This is a genomic window from Flagellimonas nanhaiensis (assembly GCF_003382275.1).
In the GTDB taxonomy this organism is placed as follows: Bacteria; Bacteroidota; Bacteroidia; order Flavobacteriales; family Flavobacteriaceae; genus Flagellimonas; species Flagellimonas nanhaiensis.
Genome location: NZ_QTJX01000002.1, coordinates 721016 through 733662, shown reverse-complemented (window position 1 = coordinate 733662; position 12647 = coordinate 721016). Strand labels below are relative to the sequence as shown.

Below are 12647 nucleotides of genomic sequence, written 5' to 3'. Positions count from 1 at the left end.
TTTGTGCCTGGTTATCAATCGTTTAAATGGTTTAAAATCTTCTGTGCAATGACTTCTGTAGATTGTTCCTTTCCCAATTTGGCCGAATTGGCCATAAAAAGATCCCTGATGGCATTGTCATTCATAAGTTTAAGCAGTTTTTCTTTGTACAATTCCGTGTTGCCTTTTTCAATTAAATACCCGTTTACCCCATCATCAATGACATCCCTTGGGCCTGCATCACAGTCAAAGCTAATACACGGAAGTGGAAAGGCCATGGCCTCGCACAATGCATTGGGATAGCCTTCCGATATCGAGGTAAAAGCAAAAATTTTTGCTTTGGACAAATGTGGGCTCAGATTTTTTTTACTTCCCAAAAGTTTTACCTTTTCCTCTAAATTTCTTTCAGCTATTTCCTTTTCCAGTACTGTTGTAAGTGGCCCCTCCCCAATGATTTCCAATTTCCATCCTTCGTTGTCAATTTTGTCAAAAATCCTTATTAAGGTAATTTGATCTTTCTCCGGGACCAATCTTCCTACATTCACTATGATATTTTCCTTTGGAACTTCTTCTCTAGGAATAATTTTGACGGGGTTGGGCATTAAAATAAGATTTGGGTGCTTGGTCTTCTTGAACAGCTCCTGCTTAGACAAAGAGGTCTGGACCAATATGCCCCTAGACCTGGGATATAGCACTTTTCGAAAAATATGCCTGGAAAATGAGACTTTTTTTAAGGGATTGCTTCGATCAGAAACATAGACCTTGATATCTGTGCCGATCGTGCTCAATATTACAAAGGCATTATACCCCTCCCCGAAACTCAATAAGGTGTTTATTCCAGATTCTTTATACACTTTTCTAAGATGAAAAAACAGCCTAATCTTATAACCGAGTTTTGATAGAACGTTTGGATTATATGTGAAATTTGGCCAAAACACATTCTGTATTTTGTCATTTATTTTGTAGAAAGGTTCATGGTCCACCAAAAATATTAAACTAATACATTGGTTGTTTTCCGACCAATGGTCCGCAAGTTCACTCATTACCCGCTCCATACCTCCCTGCTTAAATGTAGGTATCACCAAACCTAATTTTAAGACTTCTGTAGCCATTTAATTTACTATTTCAATTTGTTTGCTAAGTATTCCGATGGTGGTCAGTGAGCCAAAATTTAAAAAACTCTCCATATAAATGTTTTTTGTTACATAGATGTCCACAAGAGAAAACAAAAGCATTGCGACCATGAACAAATAAATAAATAATTTGTTTTTGTAGATGCCGTATTCATATACCACCAAAAAGAGAAGGATGGGCCTTGCCATATATGCATACCTTTTTTGTGGATCGGGTGCAACAGATAGCACGTTCAATAAAAAAAAAAGGAAGTATGTCAGGTTTCTTAAAATAGATTTTCTTCGAATTGTCACGAACAAGTATATGTAACCCAAATACATCCACAAACCTAAAATGATATATAAAATTCTACCCGAAATCGAATTTTCAATCCCAATTTCAACAATGTCCTTACCAGTCAGATACCAAAGAAGCTTTTCCTGTATCTGCTCAGGGAATGGCAATAACAATGCTATTCCCAATAATGTCTTTTTAGTCAAAAAGACAAATAGGAGGGATATCAAAAACATATTTCTCGCATAGTTTCGATTATTATTACCGTATAGCAATGCCATATATATGGGGAAAAAAACTATTGAGCTAAAATGGATTGTGCTTGAAAGAAGAAGCCATAAATACCCTTGTAAGTGCTTTTTCTTAAAAACTCCTTGATTAAAAGCCACCAATACAAAAGAAAAGGCAAAATAATTCCTTACCCCCAAAAAAATGAAGGACCATAAAAATGAAAGTAGTAGAAAAACAATGCCAATACCGTAAGTTTTTTTGTCGCTATACTTAAACATGCTGTAATAAACCCTAAAAAAGTTTTCCAAGGTTAAGAAAGTTATAAAGGCAAATAAAACTTGAGCAGAAAGTCCCAGTTTGGAAAAAACGAACATCAGAATATAGAACATAGAATCTGCTCTTGATTCCAATAAAACCCCAAGTTGATCAAGGTTCATTTGTTCAATCTGCTCAAAAAAACGATAATGGCTTGCCAAATCATTGGTTTCCAAAGGAATAATATGATAGCTCAGTAACGCATAAAAAATGGCCAAAAGAGTTAATGCGCCCCTACTTTTTTTAAAAACACCAAAAAAAATGAACGGTGCCGAAAGCCAGGGACTAACCAATAGGGTTAATAAAGAAACAACATTGTATTTTTTTATGGCCAGTCTTGGTTGAATCGTCATCGTTATGTTCTCTTAACTGAAAGTAGAAATGGATGTACTAGTCTTGATTTCTGAACTTCTTATCAAGATATTCCTTTTTTTCTGATAACTCCATTCCATAGACAAAGTCGTAATCTGGTTTGTTTTTTTCAAAGTATTCTTCAATACTACATATTAGTTTTGCAGGTGAACCGGCATAGATGGAGTTGGATTCCAGAACACCCTTTACGATACTTCCGGCGCCCACTACTATGTTGTCCCCAATTACACTGCCAGGTAGAATTATGGTGTTCAATCCGATAAAAACATTGTTGCCAATAACAATTTTTTTAATCAGATCGATATTCCGATACTCTTTTTTAAGATTTCTAATTACATGAAGCCCACCATCGTGTGTAATAAAATGTACATTGGGGGCCGTTGCAAAATTATCCCCTATTTCTATCAGATATGGTTCTGTACCGAAAAACCTTGTTCTAAAAACACAGTTCTTACCAAACTTAACCCCTTCCTTTTTTGCAAATGAATTGGGGGATAGTGCCCTTAATCTTATACTTCTAAACAATCTTTGAATCATACTCAACCTGTTTTATCTGTAGTTTTTCAAATATTGAAATTTTTCTTTTTACCAATAGATGATTTATCAAAGAAAAACTCAAGGATGCTATTGCGTACAACAAAACAACATTATGAAATGTGAAATTATAATAGGAACTTATCAAGACCATGGAAGTAATGGAAACAAAACTGACCATCGTATACCAAAAGGCATATTTTTGAAACGGATATACTTTCATGGATACGGAAGAAGGTATGGAAATAAAATACCATATAAATATGGGAATCAGATATCGCGTCAAAACCCCACTTTGCGACCAGTCCTTTCCAAATACAAATTCAACAATGGGTGGAAAAAAAACAAATATTCCAATTGATATGAATATACTGCCAACCATTAGGGTCACAAATGCTTTGTTGTAAATAGGGACAATGGTCTTGTTGTTGTTTTTCTTTTGTGCCAATTTGGAGAGCAATACTGGCCTTATTGAAGATGATATTAAACTGGCCGGTTGAACTATTAAGCTCAGTGCAATTGAATAGACCCCTACTTGTGCCAAGGAATAATATTCCGTGAATACTAAAATAGGCATGCCTGCGGAAAGCGCCAACACCAAGTTTGACCAACAGAAAAACTTAGGATACTCTTTATATTTCAAAAGTTCTTTCCTTATTGATTTCTTTGATACCTTACTGAACAGACCATTCAATATTTTTTGGTCCTTATATATCAAAAAGAACACCCCTGCCAAGCCGGAGACTATAAAACCCCATTCCATTCCATATGGGGTAACATAGAACAACCCGATCTGTAATAAAATCAACACTAAATTTCTGAGCACTTTGGACCAACTTAGTCTGTTGTAATCATTGAATCTTATTTTACAGTACCCTAGTGAGATGATAAATACTTGAACAAAGGTGGCGATTGCAACGAAAAATGCAATTTCCCTATACTCATCAAAAAATCCAATGGGTACTTTTAGGACCAGACCTATTAAACAAGACATTACAAAAGCACTTGTCAAAGTTATTTTCAACAGAACAAAGGCATGCTTGTCTTTTTTTGGCAATACAATGGTATTGTCATAGGCCAATGATGCAAAAGAACTCGTTATTCCAATCGTTGAGATAAAAAGAGCATATAAGCCAATAGTTTCTTTCTCGTAGATTCTTGTTATTATGGGCATCCCTGCCAACATAATAAGTTGGGCCAAAAAAGTTCCTGTAAATATTTTTAATACGTTCTTGAAGAATAGGTTCCTCAATAACTTCATTATAAACACACTATAGTATTTGGCGGTCTTCATTTATTCTGATAGTCCAAGCTACCGCTAAATTTTATTGTTAAATCCTCAGGTTGTAATTGGGTTTTTGTTATGAACTACCTTAAGAATATACTTCACATGACTTAGGGCATCTAAGCTAAAAATAGAATGCCAGATAATACTTCACCGGCCTACAGATCCCATGGAGAAACCATGAAATCTCCCCTCCCAGTAATAAGTATTTTTATTTTACTTATTATAATTCTTTAAAAAACGATTTATTTGGAGCATCAACAATGCCCAGAACACAACCCCTAATAAAACCAAAGGCAACACAAACTTATAACTCTTCCAAAAACCTTTTTGTTCAACCCCTCTTGTTGGGAAATCACTGATAACGTTCAAAATCGCTGACTTATTGGCCCTTTCTTCATTCAGTTCTACCAATTTTTCCTTAATAGCATCCCTTTCTTGTACCAAAGCCAACTCCTTGTTTTGCGATTCCCCATTTTCGGCCAGATTGATATTGGTTCCCTGCATGGGTTTGTCCGCTTCTTTTACCAATACCCTCCTATATAGATTTTGTAGCGAATCTATTTCCGCCAATTGTTGTCTGTAAATGGTATCTTGCAATGCCATGTTTTCCTCGTTTATTTTCTTTTGCAGTTTGAAGTAATCATTTACGGAAATGGAATTGATAATTGCCGACTGCATTTTTTTTGCAACGCTATTGTCCGTACTGATCACTGAAACCTGATGAAATCTGGCGTCCAAAGAATTGAAGTTTTTAAGGTAATTCTCAAAATCGATGGTCTTGATTGTTGTCGTATCCAACTCTTTTATGAAATTGTCAAAAAGTTTGATTTTTTGGTTTTCATCAGAATATGAATCCATAAATATTTCCTTGATGCTAGCAGCTTCCCGTTCAGTAATGTCCAAGGCTGTTGCCAATGCTGTGGAATCTTCTGCTTTGGCCAAGTCGTTATAGAAGTCTACGTTGTTATATAGCTGCTGTACACTATTGAAATTGGGTTCGACAACCATTTTGGAAATATACTTTTCCGGCAGTGATTTATCCAAAAAATACCCAGCAACTCCACCGACCAATACGGCTCCCGCAAGAAGCAGGAAATTCTTCTGGACAAAAAGTAAAAGAAGAATGAGCAAGTGAAAAAGCCCTTTAAAGATACGGCCAATAAAATTGAAAAAAATTTGAAATCCTTTACCGATAACCTGAAACAACTGTCCCAAATCTATCTCATCCGAGGTGTTCTGATTTGTTGGTTGGTTTGACATACCTTTATGAATTGAATATCTGTTTTAAAATCCTGTCCGTAATCAAATAAGTGGGTTTTACCCCTGTTGTTCCCAACCCCCCAGAAGCCAATGTACTCCCAGTTTCCAAAGGATTGTCCGATGCATAGTACGCATACCGTACTTTTACATCTTTCTTGATGCTCTTCCTAATTTTAGAGGCCGATTGAATGGCTTTTTGATAATGAACCCCTTCCATTTCAAGGCCTATGACGTTCCAAGTTGATTCATGAAAAAACCGTAGTATGTCCTTGTTCTGAAGAGAGGTCCCCAATACTGTGACCATGGTGCCCTCCATAACTTTTAATCCATATCCTTCAAAGTCCGCAGCACAAAGCTCGTTCTTAAAGGGATAGTTATCTGCGGTTCCCTCAAAAATATGTGCCGAGGGAATCATCAAGTCTCCTTTGCCTCCTTCCAAAATTCCTGCTTTACCCATAATAGAGAGGGATTCAACATTCAAAAACCTCTTCTGTCCGTCCACATCAAGTGGTTTCAACAGTTCATCAATGGTCTCATAGGCCTGTTCTCCAAAGGCATAGTCCATTACAAAGATAATGGGTTTCTTTTCCTCGGAGGTGCTTTCAGGTAAATCATAACAACAGGCATCCTTACCAAACTTGGCGGAATCAAAAATCTGAACGTCAATGTTGGCCCCAGATTCATCATCCAAAAATATCATCCCGTTTTTCTTGCCAACAGACTCAATTTTCTTTCTGAGCGATTCGTTCTTAGAAGAACTCAACTCTTCATAAATCTCCAAGGATTTGACATTCGGAAATTCCTTTACCAATGCCTTTTTTGCAAACAACGAATTCATTACGCTGTGCATATTTGCGCTGATGATATGAATAGGTCTCTGATGGAGATTATTTTTAATCAGAGTCCGCTTTATGTTATCTGCCCATCGCTCGCCATGAATATGGTGTCCCAATCTTTCCCGTAACAGCGGACTAAAAGTAATGGTCCTTTTGTTTCCGGTGGTTTCTTCTTGAATGGCCAATGTGCCAAGCCAATAGATGACATTTAAAAATCGGTCTGGGTCTTTTGTGGTTTTAAGCTTATCCTGCATTTCCACCACCTCATCAAAAGTCCTTCCCAAGATATTTGCGGCATGGATCAATGCGACCTCTCTTTCGGCATGATTCTTTTCTTCGCTCTGAACAAAATCTGTGAGTTTGTCCCAATCCCTGATCGTTGCATTTCCATCCTCTACCAAGACCCGTTTGCATATTTTTCCGGATTCGATGAACAAAAAGGTAAGGTGGGTAAGGATATCATAGATATCACTTCTACCCCGAGTAATCTCAATGTTCATTTGCTCGTCATCTATTCGATAACAGTTTCTTCTTCGTTTTGGTGGGACAATTGCCTTCAAATGGGATTTGGAAAATCCTTCATCGGAGGTCAGGTTTATGAACCGGCACTCTTCAATCCCTTGGGGTAACCGTTCAAGCACATAAATAAGACCGTTGAGTTCGGCCTTGTCCTCTGCGACGGTCCCATAAATTTCTGGTTGCAACGACAATAATGCGTTTCTTAGGGCATTGCCAGAAACACCAGAGGGTTTATAGAACCCACGGTTTAGTAGGTGCCTCATGGTAATGTACAAGCGCTCAATTGCGTTAGTGGATTCCTGGGCCCTTGTAGTCTGTTTTACTTTGGTTGCCATCATATGTTCTGGCAAAAATACAGGAATTCTTAAGAAAGATGAACTGGTTTCCGCTCTATACTTTAAAGGATTGCAGCCCATCGGCCACCTTACGATCATTGGAGAGTCGTTGCACCTTGTTCTGTCCGCCTAATTTACCTATGGTCTTCATGTAGTTTTGAAAACCATTGGGTTTGATCTTGGTTATTTTCAAAGGCTGAAGAATGTTTCCTTCTATTAGATCAAAATAATAGCTGTTCTGCCGCTTCATACTTTCCTCAATATCTTTAGAAAATCCTTCGGGATCAGAAGGAGCTTTTTCAAATTCCACCAGCCATTCATGATAAGGTAATTCTCCTTGTTGCGGATCGGTCTGCGGTGCTACGGTGAACTCATTTACCAAAGCATCTGATTGTTCTACCGCAGTTCTTAGTGCTTCTTCCACCTCTTTGGCTATTACATGTTCGCCAAAAGCTGAAATAAAATGCTTAATGCGACCTGAAACAATCACCCTGTACGGATCTTTTGAAACAAACCGAACGGTATCTCCTAAATTATAGGCCCAAAGCCCTGCATTGGTCGAGATGACCATTGCGTAGTCCACATCGAGTTCAACATCCGCTATCGTCAGCCGTTTTGGGTTTTCAGAGAAAAACTCATCCGCTTTTACAAATTCATAAAAAATTCCAGCATCCAACAACAGCAGCATTCCCTTTTCCTGCTGACTGTCTTGATAAGCAAAAAATCCCTCACTGGCCGGAAACAGCTCTATGCTATCTACCTTTCTCCCAATAAGGTTTTCAAACTTGGCCCTATACGGCTCATAGTTCACTCCTCCATAAATGAAAAGTTGAAAGTTTTGGAAAAGTTCACCAACTTTCTCTCCAGATTTTGCTTTGAGCTTCTCAAAATACATCTGTACCCAAGAGGGGATTCCGGCGATAACGGTCATGTTTTCATTTTCCGTCTCTTCCACAATCTTATCTACCTTGGTTTCCCAGTCCTCTATGCAATTGGTCTCCCAACTAGGCAATCTGTTCTTTTGTAGATAATTGGGAACATAATGCGCGGATATTCCTGAAAGCCTTCCCAGTTTTATTCCTCCCTTTTCTTCCAAAATGGGACTTCCTTGTAGAAAAATCATTTTTCCATCCACAAAATCTGCATTCCCTGTTTCATGAATGTAATTTAAGATGGCATTTCGGGAAGCTTCTACCTGATTCTTAATTGAAACCTTTGTTATGGGAATGTACTTGGCACCTGAAGTTGTGCCCGAGGTTTTTGCAAAATAAACCGGTTTTCCAGGCCATAGAACATTGCTTTCCCCATTCAAAATTCTTTGGACGTAAGCCTTAATTTCTTCATAGTCCCTAATAGGTACTTTTTCGGCAAACTCTTTATAGGAGGTTATCTGATCAAAGCCATGGTCTTTTCCGAAATGGGTAGACTCGGCTTCAGAAACAAGCTTTTTAAAAACCTGTTTTTGTGTTTCAATAGGATTGGACGCCCATTTTTTGGTTTTCTGGGCAATAGTTCTGGCAAAAATTTTTGCTGCAAATGCTTTTAAAGACATTATCAATCAAAGTCAATATAATTCAAAGGATTCACGGGTTGTCCTTTTTTCCACAATTCAAAATGTAGATGGGGCCCGGTAGTGAGTTCCCCAGTATTTCCGATAAAGGCCACAACTTCGCCAGCCTTGACCCGGTCTCCTTGAACTTTGCTCAAAGAACCATTGTGTTTGTAGACCGATGTTAGCCCTTCCTGGTGTTCAATTATGATTACGTATCCTGTTTCAGAGGTCCATTCCGAAAAGAGGACCGTTCCATCAGCAATTGATTTTACCGGAGTATCCTTTGGGGCTACCACATCAACAGCGTAGTGTTTCTTCTTAAGGTCAAATGTTTGGGACAAGGTTCCACTTACAGGCGAAAACAACAAGTTGCCAAGACCTTCAATATTTCGTTCAAACAGGTTGTATTTATCCTCCAACTCTACTTCTTCCCGTAATAGGAGGTCTTCTCGGATTGGAGTCAGGTCCACAGTGGAAGGATCCAACTTATATTGTTCAAAAAGAGAATCCCTATTGGCTTCATTATTCTCAACATCTCCTCTGAGTACCATTCTGACATTTTCTAAATACCCATTGGTATAATTCAAAACGTTGACCAAAGAGTCCGTTTTATAGGTCAGTTCCGTGGCTTGTCGCTTTAATCTGGTGGAAGAATATCCCGGTATATATTCCCGAAGTGGGGTAAAAGCTATAATAAGCGTGGTAAGCCCAATAAGAACAATGATAAAAAGTGTGCCGGTAACAAAAACGTTCAATCTACTAAGCTTAAAGGATATTTTCTCCTCAAAAGTGCTTTCATTGAGAATGACCAAGCGATACTTGTGCAACAGCTTGCGCTTGATCTCTTTACGTTTTTTCTTGTCCTTTGCCATAATCAACAAAGATAACCTTAGATTTTAATTAAGGTGTTAAGCTTTTTAAAATACACGCTCTATTTGTGCCCTACCGGCAATTAGATTTGCTAATTTTCGTTAATAGCACAGTCGTTTAAGGTTCTTTTTAGTAATTTTACGTTTCATTTAAAGACATTTGTTCTTATGATTGCTCAAACTATTTTACTTGGAATGCTCGGACCATGGCAAATTGTCCTCATTGTAGTGGTAGTCCTTTTGTTATTTGGTGGCAAAAAGATTCCTGAATTAATGAGAGGTCTTGGGAGTGGAATCAAGGAGTTCAAAGATGCTTCCAAGGAAGATGAAAAATTGGAGGGAGGCAAGGAAACCGAATCTTAAATCGGTTCTTGTTTAGGTATTTTCTTACGCCAACAATCCCCCATCTTCAAAGGGTTTCTCGATGAAAAACCACATTTTTATAGCGTACACGCCATAAATTTCCCCTTTCACAACAAAAAATTACTCTCCCCTTAGTCTTATCCTATTTTAGCATTTGAAACAGACGTTAGGCTCTTATCGCTTAGCCTCCAATGAATCACATGGTGATTTTTTGTGCAGCTAGAGTTATAATGAAAAGACTGATACTAATCTCTCTTCTTTTAATTTCCCTTGGAATCAAATCCCAAGAAGTAACCCTTTTGGATTTTAGTGATGATGAAACTCATCTCACTAGTTCAAATGACGAGGGTGGTACTGCTGTGAACAATAGTTACATCAAACATCTTGAAGGGCTCAGCAACAGAAAGCTGATGCAATATGTGCGAAAGAAAGGAGTAACCGCAAAGCTTATTAGAATGGCGGATGAATACTTTGACAAGATGTGGTATGCAGAAGCTGCAAGGGTTTATGACATTGTTCTTGAAAAGACCGAAGCAGATCATAGTTACAGACTATTGTCCCAGGCAGGGGATTCCCATTACTACAGCGGTAACTTGGAAAAGTCCTTTAAATGGTACCATGAGCTCTATGAAACCTACAAAAACGAAATTACTGAAGATAAGTTCTTTAGATATGCCCATGCATTAAAAGGTACCGGTCGGTATAGAAGAGCGGCCAAGCTTACCCAGTTATTTCAGGAAAAGAACGGGGTTCCTTCAAATAAAAGAGCTTTAGCTGGTGATGACTGGAAAGGTCCTGCCCTGGTTGAAATCAAGAATATGGCTATCAATTCCAAGTATTCGGATTTTTCCCCCATGTTCCACAAAGACTCAAGTATTGTCTTTGCCTCGGCCCACGATTCCGCTTTTATCACTACACGCAGATACCGTTGGACAAATCAACCCTTCTTGGATCTTTATGTAGCCGATGCAAAAAACGAAGGTGAGGACCTAACAAATCCCAAAAAGTTCTCAAAAACCATCAATACAAAGTATCATGAGGCTTCCGTGGCATTTTCACCAGATGAGAAAACCATTTACTTTACAAGAAACAACTATGGTAAAAGACTCAAGCGGGGTAAGAACGGAATCAACCATCTAAAAATATACCGCTCAAACTTTGTTGATGGTGATTGGACAGAAGCAGTGGAAGTTCCCTTCAACAGCGAAGATTATTCCACAGGGCACCCCTCCATCAGTCCGGATGGTAAGAAACTATATTTTGTTTCGGACCGACCAGGGGGATACGGAGAAACCGACATCTACGTAGTCGACATTTTAGACAATGGTAATTTTACCGAACCGAAAAACTTGGGTAGAACGGTAAATACTTCCAAAAAGGAAATGTTCCCTTATATCACGGAAGATGCTCTCTATTTCTCATCAAACAGAAGTATGGGTATGGGCGGATTGGACATTTATAAGGCCGATCATGCTGAAGGCATTTTTGGGGTTGGAATAAATCTTGGCGAACCTATCAATAGCAACAGGGACGACTTCTCATACATTATCGATACAAGAGGAGAAAAAGGCTACTTTGCTTCTAACAGAAAAGGAGGCAGGGGAGATGATGACATCTATTCCTTTAAGTATCTTCAGAACTTAAACGCCATTTCGGGGGTTATTGAGGATGTGACCAATGGGGAGACAGTTGCGGATGCTCAGGTGTTGTTGTTTGATAAGGACAAAATACAGGTTGCAGAGGCACGGACTTCTGCAGATGGTAAATTTGTCTTCAAGGAGCTCATGCCCAAGTCCAAATACACGATTAGAACAGTTAAAAAAGGTTATTTTGAGGCCAATTCCCCTGTGATGACAAAGAGCAACGTGGGTGTTGAAATAACCCAATCCATAAAGCCTTTAGAGGAAATCATTGTTGAGGACAAAGGCATTCTCAAACTTGAAACTGAGACCATCTACTTTGACTTTGACAGATTCAACATTAGACCCGAAGCAGCCCGGGAGCTTGACAAGTTGGTTGCTGTTATGACCGAATACAAGAATATGGTCATTAAGATTGAATCGCACACAGACGCCATTGGGAAAAAGGCTTATAATCAATATCTGTCCGATAAAAGGGCAAAATCCACTAGGGCCTACCTTATATCTAAAGGTATAGACCCCTCCAGGATAGAAAGTGCTATAGGTTATGGAGAAGAGCGCTTGTTGAACAATTGCTCAGACGGTAATCGCTGCCCACGGAGTAAACACCAAGAAAACCGGCGATCCGAGTTCATTATTGTTTCGCAATAAAAACACAAATCATACAAAACACCCCTTCAGAGGGGTTTTTTTATACCCTTTAATAAGTGTAAACTACCTTTCGTCGAGTATTGGGTTCGATGTTCTGCACATTGCAAAGTGTGTTATATCGAATAAAATAATCGCTTCATGGAAATCTAACAATAAAATAAACTTTCATCCTTCTTTTCATCCCCTTTGTCCCATTGTTTTTTCATGCTCCCCGCTAAAGATAATCTTTGTCTTGTCTTTAAATCTTAAAATCTGACTTATGAAAAAACTATTACTTGTAAAAGAAATTTATATTGAGGCTTTTCGAAATTTGGGCCATGTTATAGTAGAAAAATACTTTAAAGTATTTGCATGGTTTAGCTTCGTAATGTTCTTTATTGTGCTCTACGCCTTTATATACAGAATAGCAACTGGATTTGCATTCGATTGAAAACTAACGAACCCTTATTAAGCATTTAAAGAACAAAAAAGCCCCGTGCACTGAGCGCGCACAGGG

General features: G+C 38.4%; 11 protein-coding genes. 3 read left to right on the top strand and 8 right to left on the bottom strand.

What is annotated here, in order from left to right; all coding sequences use genetic code 11:
• Positions 1 to 14: 14 nt before the first annotated feature.
• From DX873_RS10770 to DX873_RS10735, 8 genes are all read right to left on the bottom strand, one after another.
• On the bottom strand, positions 15 to 1091 hold the full coding sequence (locus DX873_RS10770) for a glycosyltransferase (protein ID WP_116184441.1): 1077 nt from the start codon (positions 1089 to 1091) through the stop codon (positions 15 to 17).
• On the bottom strand, positions 1092 to 2285 hold the full coding sequence (locus DX873_RS10765; RefSeq protein WP_116184440.1) for an EpsG family protein: 1194 nt from the start codon (positions 2283 to 2285) through the stop codon (positions 1092 to 1094).
• 37 nt (positions 2286 to 2322) lie between these two features.
• Positions 2323 to 2841 carry an acyltransferase gene (locus DX873_RS10760; RefSeq protein ID WP_116184439.1) on the bottom strand — a complete coding sequence of 173 codons (519 nt, stop codon included), beginning with the start codon at positions 2839 to 2841 and terminating at the stop codon, positions 2323 to 2325.
• Complete coding sequence (locus DX873_RS10755; RefSeq protein ID WP_232520898.1) at positions 2822 to 4099, bottom strand: lipopolysaccharide biosynthesis protein; 1278 nt, start codon at positions 4097 to 4099, stop codon at positions 2822 to 2824. The genes DX873_RS10760 and DX873_RS10755 overlap by 20 nt, the downstream gene beginning before the upstream one ends.
• Positions 4100 to 4339: 240 nt before the next feature.
• Positions 4340 to 5386, bottom strand: a complete 1047-nt coding sequence (locus DX873_RS10750; protein WP_116184437.1) for a hypothetical protein — start codon at positions 5384 to 5386, stop codon at positions 4340 to 4342.
• 4 nt (positions 5387 to 5390) lie between these two features.
• The gene (locus DX873_RS10745) at positions 5391 to 7079 is read right to left on the bottom strand and encodes a DUF6909 family protein (RefSeq protein WP_116184436.1); all 1689 of its coding nucleotides are present in this window, start codon (positions 7077 to 7079) and stop codon (positions 5391 to 5393) included.
• A gap of 52 nt (positions 7080 to 7131) precedes the next feature.
• On the bottom strand, positions 7132 to 8628 hold the full coding sequence (locus DX873_RS10740; RefSeq protein ID WP_116184435.1) for a GH3 auxin-responsive promoter family protein: 1497 nt from the start codon (positions 8626 to 8628) through the stop codon (positions 7132 to 7134).
• Positions 8629 to 8630: 2 nt separating this feature from the next.
• Entirely contained in the window at positions 8631 to 9500 is an 870-nt protein-coding gene (locus DX873_RS10735; RefSeq protein ID WP_116184434.1) for a M23 family metallopeptidase, read from the bottom strand.
• Between the two features lie 165 nt (positions 9501 to 9665).
• Here DX873_RS10735 and tatA point away from each other — a divergent pair, with 165 nt between their 5' ends.
• The 3 genes from tatA to DX873_RS18885 all read left to right on the top strand — a co-directional run bounded on the left by tatA (position 9666) and on the right by DX873_RS18885 (position 12581).
• Positions 9666 to 9860 (top strand): twin-arginine translocase TatA/TatE family subunit, encoded by a 195-nt coding sequence (gene tatA, locus DX873_RS10730; RefSeq protein ID WP_116184433.1) that lies wholly within the window; start codon positions 9666 to 9668, stop codon positions 9858 to 9860.
• A gap of 230 nt (positions 9861 to 10090) precedes the next feature.
• Positions 10091 to 12151, top strand: coding sequence for an OmpA family protein (locus DX873_RS10725; protein ID WP_116184432.1), 2061 nt, complete (start codon positions 10091 to 10093; stop codon positions 12149 to 12151).
• Between the two features lie 259 nt (positions 12152 to 12410).
• Positions 12411 to 12581 (top strand): DUF6747 family protein, encoded by a 171-nt coding sequence (locus DX873_RS18885; RefSeq protein WP_181899476.1) that lies wholly within the window; start codon positions 12411 to 12413, stop codon positions 12579 to 12581.
• Positions 12582 to 12647 lie beyond the last annotated feature (66 nt).

Excerpts from the sequence above, each read along its gene's own strand:
- DX873_RS10725 (WP_116184432.1), top strand. The coding sequence starts at position 10,091 with ATGAAAAGACTGATACTAATCTCTCTTCTTTTAATTTCCCTTGGAATC.
- DX873_RS10770 (WP_116184441.1), bottom strand. The coding sequence starts at position 1,091 with ATGGCTACAGAAGTCTTAAAATTAGGTTTGGTGATACCTACATTTAAG.
- DX873_RS18885 (WP_181899476.1), top strand. The coding sequence starts at position 12,411 with ATGAAAAAACTATTACTTGTAAAAGAAATTTATATTGAGGCTTTTCGA.
- DX873_RS10735 (WP_116184434.1), bottom strand. The coding sequence starts at position 9,500 with ATGGCAAAGGACAAGAAAAAACGTAAAGAGATCAAGCGCAAGCTGTTG.
- DX873_RS10765 (WP_116184440.1), bottom strand. The coding sequence starts at position 2,285 with ATGACGATTCAACCAAGACTGGCCATAAAAAAATACAATGTTGTTTCT.
- DX873_RS10740 (WP_116184435.1), bottom strand. The coding sequence starts at position 8,628 with ATGTCTTTAAAAGCATTTGCAGCAAAAATTTTTGCCAGAACTATTGCC.
- tatA (WP_116184433.1), top strand. The coding sequence starts at position 9,666 with ATGATTGCTCAAACTATTTTACTTGGAATGCTCGGACCATGGCAAATT.
- DX873_RS10760 (WP_116184439.1), bottom strand. The coding sequence starts at position 2,841 with ATGATTCAAAGATTGTTTAGAAGTATAAGATTAAGGGCACTATCCCCC.
- DX873_RS10745 (WP_116184436.1), bottom strand. The coding sequence starts at position 7,079 with ATGATGGCAACCAAAGTAAAACAGACTACAAGGGCCCAGGAATCCACT.
- DX873_RS10755 (WP_232520898.1), bottom strand. The coding sequence starts at position 4,099 with ATGAAGTTATTGAGGAACCTATTCTTCAAGAACGTATTAAAAATATTT.
- DX873_RS10750 (WP_116184437.1), bottom strand. The coding sequence starts at position 5,386 with ATGTCAAACCAACCAACAAATCAGAACACCTCGGATGAGATAGATTTG.